Origin of the sequence: Pollutibacter soli, assembly GCA_029269725.1 — a bacterium.
In the GTDB taxonomy this organism is placed as follows: Bacteria; Bacteroidota; Bacteroidia; order Chitinophagales; family Chitinophagaceae; genus Pollutibacter; species Pollutibacter soli.
Window position 1 is genome coordinate 188,234 of record JARJHS010000009.1, and the last position, 17,306, is coordinate 205,539.

Sequence of the window (17,306 nt, forward strand, 5' to 3'; positions counted from 1 at the left end):
GTCTAACGTTCAACGTTAGACGTTAAACGTTATTCCGTTCTAAGGCTCTTCACCGGATTGGCCAGCGCTGCCCTGATTGACTGATAGCTGATGGTGAGAACCGCGATAACAATCGCCAGTATTCCTGAAATTGCAAAGACCGTCCAGCTCAAATTGGTTTTATATGCAAAATCTTCCAGCCATTTACTCATCATATACCAGGCGATGGGAATCGATATCACCATGGCAATAAAAACGAGAAGAAGGAAATTGCCGGCAAGCATTCGAACTACAGAAGGTACAGAGGCTCCCAATACTTTGCGTACGCCTATTTCGCGAATTTTCGTTTGTGCGGTATAGGTAGCCAGTCCAAATAAACCAAGGCAGGAAATAATAATAGCTATTCCCGCAAATATGTTGAAAAGTGTACCCGCCTTTTGTTCTGAGATATAAAGGCGGTTGAACGTTTCATCGAGGAAAGCATAATCGAATGCAAAATCCGGATTGTATTTTTTCCACAGGGCGCCAGCGGCATCAATCACCTGTGGAGCATCTTTTGCAGTTGTTTTAATATAAATTCTGCGTGCACTTTTTGGTTCAAAATAAAAGACAGCAGGTTCAATCTTTTGCTTCATCGAAGCGAAATGAAAATCTTTTACCACTCCAAGAATGGTTGCATTATTCTGCCACAACCTAAACTTCTTCCCGATAGGATCTTTTATACGCGCCACTTTCACAGCAGTTTCGTTGAGTATCACATAATGCGAATCAGCAGGTGTACGTGTGAAATTTTTTCCTTCGGCAAGCTTCATCGAGAAAAACGGCATCAGGTCGGCGTCCGTAGCCATTATTCTGAGCATCATGGTTTCTCCCTGCATTTTGCCGTCCCACTCGTTATCACCCGTCTGACCGGCCATGCGTACGATATTCGAACTGGAACGCGCAACACCCATTACACCTGGCTGCTTTTCTAATTCTGCTTTGACCGCATCATAGTGGCTGGCCATATCCCGCATGAAAAAGGAAAGCACATGCTCTTTATCATAACCTAAATCTTTTGAACGGATATATTTTAATTGATTGCCGATGATAATCGTTCCCGCGATCAGTATAATGGAAAAGGAAAACTGAATAACTACAAGTACTTTCCTGAACATTGTATCGCTGAGACGTGCGGATATCTTCCCTTTCAGTGCTTTCAATGGTTCGAAAGAAGAAAGTAACAATGCCGGATAGATGCTCGATGCAATCAACGTACCGGCGACGGCGGGAACGATGATCTTCCACACGGCAGGATGAGAAATGTCGAATTTAAAATCCTTTCCCGACAATTCATTAAAGTAGGGTAGAAGTACATAAAGCAATGTTAATGCAAAAATCGTGGCAACCACAAACAGTACAGCAGTTTCAACGATGAACTGGATAAACAACTGTGCTTTTGCAGCGCCTGCAATCTTTCTGAGACTTACTTCTTTTGAACGAAGCATTGATCTCGCTGTAGATAAATTGACGTAATTAATGCACGCGATGATTAGTATTACGAGGGCAATAATGGAAAAAATCCGTACTGTACCGATTCCACCATCTGAACCATCGGATTTATACAGATGAATTTTTGCCAAAGGCTCGAGCATATAGCCAGCATCCGTGTCTTCAGGCTTAATTCTCAGGTGAATTTTTTCCAGCTTTTTACCAAGTGCTTTAAGGTCAGTACCTGGTTGAAGTTGTACAAAAGATTCATTGTTGAATTGATTGAAATCATCGTCTATATTTTTCCCGCCCGTTTGGTCTTTGTATATTTTGGTTAGTAAACTAATCGGTGTAAGCAGGTTGAATTTGATATAGGTATTGTGCGGAAAATCTTTCACCACACCAGTTACCGTTAGATGCATTGTGTCGTCTGCAGTAATAATTTTGCCAAGCGGTTCATCATTGCCAAAATACCTTTTTGCAGTGGATTCTGTAATGATCACAGAATGTTCGTCTTTGAAAGGTTGTGCCGGATTTCCTTTCAGTAACGGATAGTCGAAAAGTGAGAACAATGCGGGGTCGGTGAATACAACTCTGTCTTCATTAAAAATCTTATCGCCGGATTTGTACAGGGAGAAATAACCGTTGTATGAAAGACGTACGTATTCTTTTACTTCCGGCAGTTCTGCTTTGGCAAGTTTCGCAATCGGGGCAACCGTGCTTGTCCAGATCTGTTTGCTATCGCCGGTGCCGACCATATTCTCGATCTTAAAAATTTCGTCGCCTTTGGAATGCCAGGCATCGTAGCTTTTTTCGTCGAGCACCCAAAGCAGGATCAGAACTCCAACGGCGAGGCCTACGGTAAGACCGATGATGTTGATGGAGGAATAAAATTTATTCTTCATCAGTGAGCGCCAGGCTGTTTTTACATAATTGCGGAACATGGGAGTAGATGGTTATATCTTGATTATGGATAAGTCTTTAAAATAACTGTTGCTTATTCAGTCCCCGGAACAGGTTTCTGCAGCGACAAGTCAGGAGTGGGATTGTGTTCCGCGGCTTCGGGCCCCTGAATCTATCTGCAATTGTGCCAGAAAGAAAAACCTTGCCTATGGCGGGTTTTAGCGGAGGGTTAGGGGTTCTGGTGTCCGGAAATGGACGGTTGGTGTCCGGTTGAGGGGGCAACCTGGGAGGTCTTAGACCTCCCAGGTTTGTAAGACCTGCCAGGTTTAAAACCTCCTAGGTCTAAGACTTACTAGGTCTTTAAGACCTGCCAGGTTTTAGCACCTGCGAGGTCTAAAACTTGCCGGACTATCATTACGAGTGACAAAGCTTTCCTGGAAACGCAACCTAGGAGGTCTAAGACCTCCTAGGTCTTCAAGACCTGGCAGGTTTTAACACCTGCGAGGTCTAAGACCTTCAAGGTTTTTTAAACAGGCCCTACTGCCTGCCAATAAACTTTCCTGAAAACGCAGGGGTCGCTTTCTGATCCTGATAAACGATCCGCCCGTTTACCCAGACTATTGAAATTCCTGATGACAATGCTTTGGGATCAGCAATGGTTGCATTGTCACGGACCTGGTCAGGATTAAACAACACCAGATCTGCAGGATAACCTTGTGCGAGGATGCCGCGGTTTTTGATTCCAAGATGTTCGGCCGAGAGAGCGGTCATTTTATTTATTGCGGTTTCGAGCGGCATGATCTTCTGATCGCGAACATAAAATCCGAGCATCCGGGTAAAGGCGCCATAGCCGCGTGGATGCCCTCCCTCACCTCCGTCAGAACAAAGATTCGTGTGGCTCCATTTCAGCAGATTGACAATATCGGGTTCGTACATCGACACTCCGATAATTGTTGCGTGTTGTTTCGATCTTTCTGATTCGCTGATAATCCTGAGTAATGCTTTGTCAGCAGATTCCTGATTGATGTTTCCAATCTGTATTAATGATTTTCCTTCGAATCTTTTGTCAGAAGGAAATCCTGTGATTATAGACTCAGCCGGATCGATCAGATTATTTACAGCGAAAATGGCGCTCGCAGTATTTGTGAAATCCTTTTTTGGAAAAAGTACCCGAGGTGTTGACGACCACATCCGGTATGGATAAACATCTGCAGTAATATTGATGCCTTCTGTACGTGCAGCTTCAAGCCTTGCAAGCAAGTCAGGCGCAATTCCCCATCTACTTCGCATTGCAATTTTAAAGTGTGAAATCTGTACAGGGATTTTCGTTTCCCGACCAATCTGGATAATTTCTTCAATCGAATTTTCAATATGTATGTCCTCGCTTCGGATGTGGCTGATATATCTTCCATTATATTCAGCCGCTGTTTTTGCCAATGCTATTACTTCATCACGCGTAGAATAAAAAGCATCCTCGTATTCGAGGCCGGTTGACAGACCTAGTGAACCTTTTTGCATTTCTGATGCAAGTTCTTTTTTCATTGCATCGATTTCTGGTTGAGTTGCTGCACGAGACAAATCACCCTTCATGATTTTATCACGCAAACTTCCCTGGCCTGTATACGTCGCCACATTTACATTGGGAGGACGTTTTGCTATCTGAAATTTCAAGCTGTCGATAGCATCAGAGCTTCCATCCTGACCCGCAACAATTGTTGTGATGCCCTGGCTTATCGCTGCGAGCGCTTCAGGCTTTTCATCAAGGCTGCCATATAAATGACTATGGCTATCGATAAATCCCGGTGAAAGCACTTGTCCCTCACCGTTAATAACGGTTTCGCCGGCAAACGGAGTCAATGGCCCGATGTCCTGTATACGATCATCAACGATTCGTAAATTTTCTTTCCTGGGTGTTGAACCCGTTCCGTCAATAACTACAACATTATTGATCAATGTAGTTTGCGGAAGATGATACGGATTGCCTTCGAGAATATTTCTTACTATCGAATGAACCCAATTGTTTCCCGAATTTTCCAGAGTGATATAAGTTTGTCTTTTTTCATAATATCGATGTATGTAAGTTGTAAATGCAACCCAGCCACCTGAATGTGTGGATTCACCTGCCTTCCTCACGCTCCAGCCAAATCCATAGTTGATAAGTGAATCATTATTAAGTTTACCCGAACTGATCGCTTCTTTAAACGTTTCTGCTTTGACCAGTTTTGATGTGTACAAAGCCTGGTCCCACAAATACAAATCTTCCACTGAAGAATAAATATTTCCATCTCCTACAATTCCGTCGAGTTGTTGCAAATCATCAGGAACAGGTTTCTCTTTTTCATAGTGAAATCCAAAAACGCGGGAAGCGGGATAACTGTGCATCGTGAGATTGTAGACGTATGTATTTTTTAGTCCGAGAGGTCTGACAATACGTTGATCGAAAAATTCAGCACAACTCATTCCAGCTAGTTTTGAAATAACTGAAGCCAGCAAAATGTAATTGGTATTACAGTACTCGTACTTGTCGCCGGGTTGGAAGACTACTGCTGGTTTGTATTTAACCAGCATTGCAAACATCTTCTCGTTGTCAAGTGTGTCGACAAGGGTCATATGTCTTTCTGCGAGTGTGAAATATTCCGGCAGTCCGGAGGTATGGTTAAGTAAATGTCGAATCGTAATGCCTGTGTAAGGAAATGATTCCAGGTATTTTTGTACAGTCTGATCATACTCGAGTTTGCCCTGCTCTTTCAGCATCATGATCATCATCGCAAAAAACTGTTTCGATACAGATGCGAGATTGAATGCGGAATATGTACTCAATGGCCGTCCGCTGGTGTCGGCTATGCCCAGGGCTTTTTTATAAATTACTTTACCATTTTCTCCGATCAGTACAGCGCCATTAAAGAGTTTTCGGCTATGGAGGTAAGCGAGTACGGAGTCAACTGTTTTGATTTTTGCTTTCCACTGCCCCGAAACCAATTGCGGAATCAGGATGAACAGGAATAGTAATTTTCTCATATGCCGATGTATTCATTCCACTATCGAGAATTCAACAGATGGTAACAAAATAGAGAAAATTACATTCTGGACGGGTATTATTTATCTCATTTGACGAAGCGTCTACGCGAAGATGATGGAGAGAACAAGAACGACATGTAAAAATCGAATCGATTAACTTTGACCATTCCTTATACAACAAAGAAAGAAAAAGTCTACGCAGGATGCACGGCAGAGTATCAGGTAATAGTATACGTGTTGATTTTTTCGGCTTGTTTTGTTAGAAGTTAATAGGAGATCAAGTGAAATATATCCGCAGATCATTAGAATAATCGGAAAGATGATTGCTACGCCGAAAAATGCTGGTGCCTTTTCGATGCGGGATCAATTTTTAAAATTTTAAAATCCGAAACTCGTTTCTCCGCTACCAACAGTGGGCCCTCCCTCGCCCTCCCCCGCCACCACCTCCTTTGAGGGAGGTCGGATATGGCAGATTTTCCCGGGCGCGCCCAGGTTGTCTACCATATCCATCTGCCTCAGGCAGATGTTAGCTAACATCGTTCACCGGTATCCGCCGATGATCAGGAATCACACATGTATAAGACGTTTCAAAAGTACAATCATCACCCAGTCAATTCCAAGTGTAAAACATCATTTTGAGAGGGGAAAATAACATGAGAGGATAAGGCAATGTATGCCCTGGTGCCCTGCAGATGGGCAAGCTTTTTTCAACTAATACTATATAAATGCTTTGTTAATCACAATGAAAATTTATAAACTAAAAAACTCCAGACTCTCTGGCATCAGTGAATCCAGTACTCGTGAAATTCACTTTATAGTAATCGCTTAAAATATCATTTTAATCAAACAATCTTTTAGTAAATCGAAATTTTCAAGCCACACGTATTTCGGATGAAATGTGATTAATCCATACTTCTCATCGATATTTTCAACTGTTCAAAGTTCACTAATATTAATTGCACTCCTGATCTTTACCCACCAACCCTCATGCCTCACTCCTGCCACAAAACTTTCTCCATTATTCCGAACGCAGGCTCTTCACCGGATTCGCCATTGCCGCTTTTACCGACTGAAAACTAACAGTCACCAATGCAATGATTATGGCTACCATTCCTGCCAAAGCAAAAGTCATCCAGCCGATATCAATTCGGAAAGTATAATCTTCCAGCCATTTGTTCATCGCGTACCATGCAATCGGACTGGCAATAAGAATGGAAACCAAAACCAATTTTATGAAATCTACAGATAACAATTTCGCGATGTTAAATACTGATGCGCCTAAAACTTTTCGTACACCAACCTCTTTAATTCTGTTTTCAGCCATATAAGCCGAAAGTCCAAAAAGACCAAGGCAGGAAATGAAAATGGATAGAGAGGCGAAAAGAAAAGAAAGTGTTTTGGTTTTCTCTTCGCTTGCAAAATTCCTCGCAAATTCTTCACCAGTGAATTTGTATTCAAAAGGATATGAAGGATTGTATTTATTGAAAATCGTTGCAGCTTTTGCGAGCTGCCCGGATGTAGATGCATTTGTATTTAGTTTGATATGCATCGACCTGAATGCTGCAGCAGGTCCTTGTATCACCATCGGTGGGATTTTTTCGTAGGGTGAATTGATGATATAATCTTTTACTACACCTACAACTTTCCATTCAGAATTATCTGAAGGCTGAGTGATAATCTGTCCTATTGGATTTGCAAAGCCCATGGTAGCAACAGCTGTTTCATTAAGCAAAACGGCATTTGAATCGGAAGGATATTTATTTATATCGATGTCGCGGCCCTGCAAAAGTGTGAGACCTGCAGTTTTGATCAGATCAGCGTCGGCATTGAATAAACCAATAGTCGGATTTTCATCTTCTTTACGTCCCTGCCAGCGAAGTCCCCAGGTATTACTTCCCTTTGTAGTAATTGAACCCATTGTTTTAGTTACAGATGATGCAATTCCCTTGTTGATCAATTCCTGCCTGATCAAAGGATAGTTTTTTTCAATATCACCAGCGAAATCAACAAAGAGTAGATTATTTGCAGAGTATCCTTTTTCCTTTTCGGCACCAAGTTGTATTTGTTTTTGTACAACGATCGTCGCAATGATCAACATAATGGCGAAACTGAATTGAAGTACTACGAGTATTTTTCTGGGTGCAAAAACTGTCTGGGCGTCTTTAAATTTCTTTTGAAAGATACTGATCGGTTTGAAGGAGGAAAGGAAGAATGCCGGATAAATTCCAGCCAGAATTCCTGTCAAAATTATAAAGCCAGGAGCCAATATCAAGAAGCCGGGCTCAGTCAGCGGCATAGTCATTTGAGTCTCGATCAGGTTATTGAATAAAGGCAATGTAAATTGGACAAGAAGGATTGCAAACACGCCCGCGACTGCTGCAGTTAAAATTGATTCTGCAATGAACTGACCGATAAGCAATCCTTTGCCTGAACCTGCAACCTTTCGGATACCGACTTCTTTTGCTCTTTTCTCACTACGCGCAGTAGACAAATTCATAAAATTGATGCAGGCGAGAAGAAGAATAAATGCTGCGATCACAGCAAAGAGTTTTACTGTTTCAATTCTGCCTCCAACTGCCTTTCCGTTTTCAAACCTGATGTACAGGTGCCACTGATGCAATGGAAAAAGGAAATGCGTCCATGCCTTCTCGTTTTTCGAATAGCGTCGTGTAATATCCTGTATTTTACTGTTGAACGCTTTCAGATCGGTTCCTTTTTTTAGCAAGACGAAGCTCGAAATATTATTGCTGAGCCAGCTATCATTATTCCAGCCCAGTTTCTTCAGATAAGGAAAGGGTAGGAGGTATTCAAAATCAAATTTTGAATTTGATGGAAGGTTTTTGAGTATTCCTGTTATTTTAAAATGATCAGTTGAATCAATCTGAATGCTTTTATTGATCACATGTTCACTGCCGAATAACCTATGAGCGAGCGATTCTGTAATTACGATTGAATAAACGTTTTCTGCAAAATCTTGTACACCTTCTTCAAGAGGAAAGCTGAACATCTTTAAAAAGGATGGATCGACAAATGCGCCTTCAACACCATTCAACTTTTTCTCATTGGCAGTAAAAAGGAAACTACTCACAGGAGCAAACCGCGTAGCATTTTCCACTTCCGGAAAATCCTGCTTCATCGCAGGAACCAGGGGTTGTGAGGTCTGATCTATGGTGAACAGTTTCCCTTCAACATTCGTCAGTCCATAAACTTCATGTAATCTATCCTTGTTATCGTGAAACTTGTCAAAACTGATTTCATGATGTAACCAGAGAATAATTAATGCAGCGCCAGCCATACCGACCGCCAGGCCGGAAATGTTTATGACGGAAAAGGATTTTCCTTTTAAGAGGTTTCGCCAGGCGGATTTGAGATAGTTTTTTATCATAGTAAGGAGTTAGGAGATTGGAGGCAGGAGACTAGTAGCCGGTTTTTAGTGTCAAGCTTTAAATTCATGAGTTGCCTCCATTTGTGATTATTAATTTGACCTCTTTCAAATGATTTTTTAATGAATTAAATTACAATTTGTCGCCATCAGGATGCTTTTAGCTATGAACTACAAACTAAATCTCCTGCCCTGTCGGCAGGCGGGCTCCAATCTTCTGCCTCCTGCCTATTCCGTCCGTAAAGCTTTCAATGGGTTTGCCAGCGCCGATTTCAGCGCCTGATAACCGACGGTTACAATTGCAATGATTATCACAATCAATCCCGCCAACGCAAACATCCACCAGCTAAGCGTGATATGATAATCCAGTTTTGTTAAAACCTTATTCATTACAAATCCCGCGAGAGGAGTCGCAATAAGAAAACCCAGCAATACAGGTTTCAGAAAATCTTTTGAAAGCGAAAACAACAATGTATTCATTCCTGCACCGAGAACTTTACGAATGCTGATGTCCTTTGCCCTTCTTTCTGCAACAAATGCAGCCAGCGCAAATAATCCCAAAATAGAAATGATGATGGCGAGAATACTCACCACGCTTGTGGCATTTGATGCTGCTTCAATGCCTTTGAATTTTTCTTCATAGTTCGCTTTCGCAAAATGAAATTCAAAAGGATATCCCGGGTTGGTATTTTTGAAAACAGATTCAATGCTATTGAGTGTGTTTCTCCAGCCTGCTTTGTTTTCAAGCCTGACAAAAATATGATTGATGTTCTGCTTTCCTAATTGAACCACCAAAGGTTGTGGTGCTTTTTCCGGCGAGTTGTAAACGAAATCCCGGAACACACCAATCACACGACGATCACTGATCGGCGTCCCCACCACCGGAGATTTCAATTGCATTTTCTTAACCGCAGCTTCATTCAATAGTATACCAAGGGAATCTGTTCCATAAGCTGGTGAGAAATCGCGACCTTCTACCAGCGTGAGGCCTCCTGTGTTGATCCAGTCGTAGTGTGCATCGGTTACACCTATCAGAAAGTTTTGTTTCGGTGTTTTTCCTGGCCAGGTGAAACCGTCTGTCTGACCGCCAAACTGAACCATATTGGCTGTACCTGCAGAAACTGATTTCACGCCTGAGATGCGCAGCAGATTATTCTTTAATACATCATATCGCTGCGCAACATCGCCGCGAACAGGAATTTCAATGAGATTTTCATTGTCGTAGCCAATGGGACGATCCTGCGTATGCTTTAGCTGTCTGAATATCACAATTGATGCAATGATAAGGAATACGGATACTGCGAATTGTGTAGTTACTAGTACTCGTCTTAAAAGAGGACTCCCTTTTGCAGAACCTGTATTTCCTTTGAGAACTTTAACAGGTTTGAATTTCGAAAGATAAAATGCCGGGTAACTACCTGCAATAAGTCCAGTGATCAATCCAAGTATAAGCAACATTCCCCACAGTTGAGGATCGAAAAAATTGAAATGCATATCCTTGCGGATAAAAATATTGATCGGAGGAAGAACTATTGAAACGATCGACACCGCAAGAACTAAAGCGGGTATCGTCATCAGGATTGCTTCGCAGAGAAACTGAAAGATGAGTGATTTTCTCTCCGCCCCCATCACTTTTCGTACACCCACTTCTTTTGCTCTTTTTTCAGAACGGGCGGTAGCAAGGTTCATAAAATTGATACAGGCGATAAAAAGAATGAAAAATCCGATCACTCCCATAATCATCATCGCGTCTCCACGGCCACCACCAGGTTTGCCGTTGGTGAATTCGCCCCAGAGGTGATATCTCGCTAATGGATAGGCGAAAAGTTCAGATTTGGGATTCTCTGTTCTTTCTTTATAGATTTTATCAACTTTCTGGTTAAATGCAGCAAGGGGAACTCCAGGTTTCAGTTCAGCCCAGGTCTGCAAAAAATTCTGACCCCAGTTGACGGCATAATCCGGGTTTACCCGTTCGAACAGACTGAAAGGAAGGGCCATGTCAAATCGTACCGAGCTGTTCATCGGAATGTCTTTCAGTACTGCACCTACAGTCAAAGATTCGTTATTATTCAGTCGCAATGTCTTGCCAACTGCATCTTCTGTATCGAATAATTTTTTCGCTGCTTTTTGTGAAAGAACAATTGAAGTTCCGCTTTTCAATGCAGCAACCGGATCGCCATCCAGTTTTTCAAACTGGAGTATGTTGAATAATTCGGGGTCAGCATAGAATCCGTTTTCGTAGAGAGATTTATCGCCGCTCCCGATAAGAAATTGCGCATTATACGTCATGCGACTGATATTGCTGATCTCCGGAAGATTTTTTAGTTCGACCGCGAGCGCACCTGATGTTGATTTAAATGTACTGATCTGGCCACCGTTATCATCATGCTTCATGAACACGTGTATACGATCCAGTTTCGGTTGAAATTTATTAAAGCTGAGATCATCTTTAATAACCATGAGCAGTAAAACCGCAATGGCCAAACCAATGCTTAATCCACCAATATTGATTGAAGTGCTGAGTTTGTCTTTTGCGATATTCCGCCACGCGATTTTGAAGTAATTTTTTAACATAGTAAGGAGTTAGGAGTAAGAAGGCAGGAGAATTAGTGGCTGGTGTTTAGTGACAAGCTTCAAATTCACTGGTTATCTCCGTTTATAAATAATATTAATCTGATTTCTTATTAGCAGATTTTAAATGAATTAAATTTAAATCTGTTCCAATCAAGGCTGCTTTTAACTGTTAACTACAACCTAAATCTCCTGCCTCCAATCTCCTGCCTCCCATCTATTCTGCCCTCAACGACTTCACCGGATTCGTCAACGCTGCTCTCACTGACTGCCATATCACCGTAATCAACGCCACACACAAAATCATCATCAACGGTAATAAATAAAACCACCACTGTATCTCAATATGAAATGCATATTTAGACAGCCACCGCTTCACAATAAAATTCGCGACAGGTATTCCAATCAATCCGGAAAATGCAATCAGTTTTAAATGATCGACAGTCATCATTTGCGTCAGCTGTATCATCGATGCACCCAATACTTTCCGGATACTGATTTCTTTACTGCGTTTAGCAATCGTATATAAGGAAAGACCGAATAAACCGAGACAGGCAATCACGATTCCGATCACTGTAAACAACCAGAGTACTGTTGCAAAAAGCTGGTCATTTTTATACTGAAGATTGTAATATTCATCAAGAAATAAATAGCGGAACGGACTTTCAGGAAAACTCGCCTTCCATTTTTTCTCAGCAAATTCTATCAGCTTAGGAACGTTGGCCGTGCTCGTTTTTATTGAGTAATTTCCAAAATCCTGCGCGTCTCCGGGATACATAACGATAGGATCGAAACTGTATTCAAGCGACTCCTGGTGAAAATCTTTTACTACCCCGATGATATGATAAAGTTCAGATCCGCCGGTAGTGAGATTTTTGCCAACAATTTCTCCAGGCTTGCTGAAGCCGAAAATCTTTGCCGCTGTTTCATTTAAAATCACATTTGTGATTTCTGATGAATCCCGGGCTGCACGGTCGGTGGTAATATTGCGACCTTCCATGACCGTTAGTTTATAGGATGGAATGAATGCACTGTCAATAGCAAGTATCCGGCACCGCTTCTCCGAATTCGAATTTTGTAATTGAAAGCCAGCTGACCCTCCAACTTCACCACCTGGAATGGAACTGGACACTGTTACGGAATTCACTCCAGGAAAGGTTTTCAGTTCATTAATCAATGCAAAGTGTTTTGGTATATCTGCACTATCAAGACCGGTGGATTGTTGCAGTACCAATGTCTGTTCTATATCAACACCCAGATCACGGGACTGCATGAATTTCAACTGGCGATAAAAACCAATGGCGGAAGAAATCAATATAATCGCGGCAACAAACTGAATTACCACGAGCGATTTGCGCATCATATTTCCAGTGCTGCGTCCGCCGGCAATGGCGAAATTATTTTTGAGAGAACGAATCGGCTGAAAGGAAGAAAGAATAAATGCAGGATAGAAAGCTGCAACCAGACTACCTCCAATAAAAATTGAAAGACAGAATACCCAGAATTTCCAGTTGGTTGAATATATATCTGACACTTCTTTACCGACTAGACTGCTGAAAGATGTTTGAGTTACTTTAAAAACAACAACGCCTATGATTACTGCGCCAAGGTTCAGGATCAATGATTCACTGATGAACTGAAGGATCAGTTGAAATTTACCTGCACCAACGACTTTACGCACACCTACTTCGCGTGCACGTTCCAGTGAGCGGGCTGTGGCGAGGTTGATATAGTTGATCCATGCGATGAACAGGATAAAAATTGCCGCAATCGCCAGGTATTTCAGGTAAGTGAGATTTCCATTGCCTGGGAATTCATAATCATAGGAAGAACGTAGGTGAATATCTTTTATCGGTTGCAGTTTGTACCAGATCTTAAATCCATCCGCTTTCATATCCGCTCCCTGGTATTTCTCTGCAAATGCTGGAAATTTAGATTCAAAAGCTTTTGGATTTGTGCCTGGTTTCAGCAAAACATAAGTATAAAAATCCGACCACCCCCAGCTCGTGTTGGCGCGACCGTTAGTCAGTGCGATGTACTTATTATAATTGAGAAGAATATTGAACTGGAAATGCGCATTCGCAGGCTGATCGGCAATAACAGCTTTTACAATATGGTCCTCATCACGGTAACGAAGCGCTTTACCAATAGGATCCTCGCTTCCAAAATATTTATTTGCGGTGCTGGCGGTGATGATCGCGTCATTCAGCTCCTGCATTGCGGTAGCTTCGTTTCCTTTGAGAAACTCAAAAGTGAAGACTTTACTTATTTCCGGATCCACATAATAAAGATTCCCTCCTTCGGGAATATGCTGATCCTTGTAACTCACAATTCCTCCCTGTCTGCGCAGGCGAATCACCTGTTCAATCTCAGGAAAGTCTTTTTTCATAGCGGGTGCAACGGCTGGATAGGTAAAGGCGAAAGTCTGCTCTTTGCCATCCTGTTCTGTAATTACCATCGGGATGCGGTAGATGCGATCCTTGTTTGTCTGAAAATCATCATAACTGTTTTCAAAATGCAGGTAATTGGTGATGAGCAAAAATGCAGCGGTGCCAAGTGAGAGACCGGCAATATTGATGGCGGAGAAAGTTTTGTTTTTCCACAGGTTTCTCCAGGCGGTTTTGATATAATTTCTGAACATACGACTGAGTTAAAAGTTAAAAGTTCAAGGTTTACAGTTGAACTTGTTCGTAAGTTTCATGATCTAGGTTTTTTGAACCACAAAGTTCACATCAGGTAAGTTAGGCACATAGCTTTGATATCTGTTTTCTTGTTTTGTTCAATTGGGTATTCTTCTTTGTACTTAACTGTTTCTTATCTGCTTCTTCTGTGTGTCCTGTGTTCCTATGTGGTTCAAATCGGGTGTCGCCATAACCGAACAACAAACCGCAAAGAAACAGCCAAGTGATTCGCAAAGGAACAGCCAAGTACTTTGTATTTCCTTTGCGGGCTGTTTACTTTGCGCGCTTTGCGGTTTGCCTTTAAAAGAACTCTATCACCTCGATACGCTTACGTTCTACGTTCAACGTGTTACGTTAAACGTTCTACTCAGTTCGCAACGCCCTTGCAGGATTCGCCCTCGCCGCTCTCATCGCCTCCAATCCTGCTGCCACGAAAACTACGGCTACGCCTGCCAGTAAGGCCAGCACATATACCCACCACTGCATATCAATCCTGTACTGGAAATCCATCAGCCACTGATATACAAAGTATCCCGCGACCGGGAATGCAATCAATGCCGCAATCAACATCAGCCACACAAATTCGCCGGAGATCAATCTTGCAATATTGCCTGATGTTGCACCCGAAACTTTCCGTATACCTATTTCTTTATACCTGCGTTGAACAATGAATACGGACAGGCCATACAATCCAAGACAGGAAATCAGAATTGAAATAATTGCCGCTGCACTGATCAGCATCGAAGTTTTCTGCTCCTGTTGAAAGAAAGATGCAATGCTCTCATCGAGAAAAGTATATTTAAAAGGCTGATCAGGATAAACGGATTTCCATGCGGCTTCGATTTGTGCAATTGTTTCTTTTGATTTTTTCAGATTTTTATCGCGCAGCCGTACGGCAATATCCCTTGGATTTTTAGCAACAGTTATAAATGTCGCCGGCATTTTTTCGTGCATGCTCAGCTGGTGAAAATCTTTGATCACGCCGACAATCGGGTAGGGGCGTCCATGCCATTGCACCATCTGGTTGATCGCACTATCAGGTGTACTCAAGCCCATTTTTTCAAGGAAACTTTCTGAAACCACCAGCTCACGTGCGGTATCTGATTTTTCAAGATCCCTTCCAGCGATGATTTTCATCTTGTAAAATGAAATGAAATTGTCAGCGCCCATTTTGTAAGCCGCGCCAATGTTTTTTACTTCTTTTCCTTTGTAGATTAAGTTATCGACTCCGAAGTTCTGGCCCATCGGTTCAAAAATCTGTCGCGTTGCATCTTCTACTCCAGGTATCGATATGATTTTTTCGAAAAGCACAGGCGTTTTCACATCGCGTATGCGTGGCGCATGTATCGTGAGTACCGCTTCAGACTGAAAGCCGAGATCCTTATTACGCATATAATACAACTGCTGTCCAACGAAGAATGTACCTACTATGAACACAAGTGATACTGCGCATTGAAATACGATCAATCCGCGACGCAGGTAATTGCTGCCTGCCACCTGTGCATTTTTCCCTTTCAGCGTATTTACGGGAAGCATGCCTGAGAGTACCAGTGCCGGGTACACGCCGGCAAGTAAGGTGGTAATGCCAAGTACACTGATCAGGAAAATACCATTCTGCGGCGAAAACCGGAACGCTACTCCCGCAGGAATATAATCTTTAAAAAGCTCCAGCAGGTAGGGCACTAACGCTATCGCCAGACCGATGGAAATGATGGTAATGATAAATGTTTCAGTCATGAACTGCATGACGAGTGCTGCGCGGTTGCTCCCAAGTACTTTGCGTACGCCCACTTCCTTCGCGCGCTGGAAAGATTGTGCTGTAGCGAGGTTAATGAAGTTGATCACAGCGATGATCAATATGAAAATGGCGATTCCCAGCAATCCGTAGAGTGTGGGTTTATGCGCCTGTCGTGAATAATTATCGCGCAGCTCAGCGTTGAAGTGCAGATCACTCAGCGGCTGCAATTCAGGAAGGAAATTGAAATCGCCGGTGAAATGTTTTTCGTTGAAGGCCTTGAACTTCTGGCTCAGGTCTTTTGGCTTGCTCCCTTCGGGTAATACGACAAAGGCCTGCGAGGCCGACCAGTTATCGTTCCATTCGTTGATATTGATAAAATTCTTCGCATAACTCACCGGGATGGAGCTGTAAGAAATGAAGTCGGTAAAGGTCAGATCAGTATTGCCTTTAAAAGCTTCGACAATGCCCGTCAGTCTTGTGCGGATGCTGTCGTGGTAAATGATCTCCTTGCCTAGCATTTCCGAATTAGAAATATTTCCGAAATATCGTTCCGCCTTATCACGTGTAAGTACAACAGAAAAGGGTTCGGTAATGGCGGTCTTAGGATTGCCGGCGACCCAGTTGTATTTGAAAATGTCGAAGTATTGTGGTTCGGCGAAAACAATCTGTGCAGGATCTACACCATGTTCACGCGAATCGAATTTACGTGGTGCTTTCTCGCCGTCAGGTATCAGCACTGCAGTTTCCGTGTTCACAAATGCCGCAACGGATTTAAGTCCGCTGATCTCTTCACGTAATGCTTTGGCTACGGCATAGGGCAGGAACCCCACAGGAATGCGTTCACCCTCTTTGAATTTCATTTTACCCGTGAGCCGGTAGATATTCTCCTTGTTCGGGTGAAAGCGGTCAAAGCTCAGCTCAAAACTGGTAATCAGATAGATAACGATGCAGAGACTGAGCCCGATCGTCAGTCCAAAAATGTGGATGAAACTTCCGGCCTTTCTTCTCGTCAGGTTGCGCCAGGCTATGGTTAAGTGATTCTTCAGCATATGATCGAGATAAGACCTAACAGATCTGTCGTAATTGAGACCTAACAGGTCTGTTTAAAAGTTTTTAAAAAATCTAATCGTCTTTCCAGACCTGTTAGGTCGGATGTCTTTTTCCAGACCTGTTAGGTCTACCGGAATTGTGCCAGAATGAAGATGCAGGCTGGGAGCGGGTTTGAGCGATTTTACCTACGGCAGGGTGTACGGAAATGAGACGGTGGGTGTACGTCATGGAATGCTTGTTATCTGGTCTGCCATGACATGAGTTCAGGTGAGATATTGAATCGCTGTTTACAAGAAGTAGTTGTTCTGTCATGCGTATAAATTCAACTGAGCGTAGGAACTGGTGGAGGACTGGAGTCCCTGTTTATTGTATTATGATATGATCAGATTCCCTCTTGAATCCGAAAATTTACCGTGAAAAATTAAAATGGCGTTTTAAATTTTCACGGTGCGGGGTGGAAGATTGTGGTTGGTGGCTGGTGGAGAGAGTTCAGGAATGAGCGTAAGACCTAACA

At 42.6% G+C, this 17,306-nt stretch carries 6 protein-coding genes; all 6 read right to left on the bottom strand.

Annotation, left to right across the window (positions count from 1 at the left end; all coding sequences use genetic code 11):
- Positions 1–29: 29 nt before the first annotated feature.
- The 6 genes from P2W82_RS20195 to P2W82_RS20220 all read right to left on the bottom strand — a co-directional run bounded on the left by P2W82_RS20195 (position 30) and on the right by P2W82_RS20220 (position 16,791).
- Positions 30–2,393: an ABC transporter permease gene (locus P2W82_RS20195; RefSeq protein WP_336517745.1), complete on the bottom strand. Its 2,364-nt coding sequence runs from the start codon at positions 2,391–2,393 to the stop codon at positions 30–32.
- Positions 2,394–2,889: 496 nt separating this feature from the next.
- Entirely contained in the window at positions 2,890–5,370 is a 2,481-nt protein-coding gene (locus P2W82_RS20200) for a serine hydrolase (protein ID WP_336517746.1), read from the bottom strand.
- Between the two features lie 1,018 nt (positions 5,371–6,388).
- A complete protein-coding gene (locus P2W82_RS20205) occupies positions 6,389–8,755 on the bottom strand; it encodes an ABC transporter permease (protein ID WP_336517747.1) in 2,367 nt (788 codons plus the stop codon).
- A gap of 225 nt (positions 8,756–8,980) precedes the next feature.
- Entirely contained in the window at positions 8,981–11,326 is a 2,346-nt protein-coding gene (locus tag P2W82_RS20210) for an ABC transporter permease (RefSeq protein ID WP_336517748.1), read from the bottom strand.
- A gap of 214 nt (positions 11,327–11,540) precedes the next feature.
- On the bottom strand, positions 11,541–13,964 hold the full coding sequence (locus tag P2W82_RS20215) for an ABC transporter permease (RefSeq protein WP_336517749.1): 2,424 nt from the start codon (positions 13,962–13,964) through the stop codon (positions 11,541–11,543).
- 403 nt (positions 13,965–14,367) lie between these two features.
- Positions 14,368–16,791 (bottom strand): ABC transporter permease, encoded by a 2,424-nt coding sequence (locus P2W82_RS20220; protein WP_336517750.1) that lies wholly within the window; start codon positions 16,789–16,791, stop codon positions 14,368–14,370.
- Positions 16,792–17,306 lie beyond the last annotated feature (515 nt).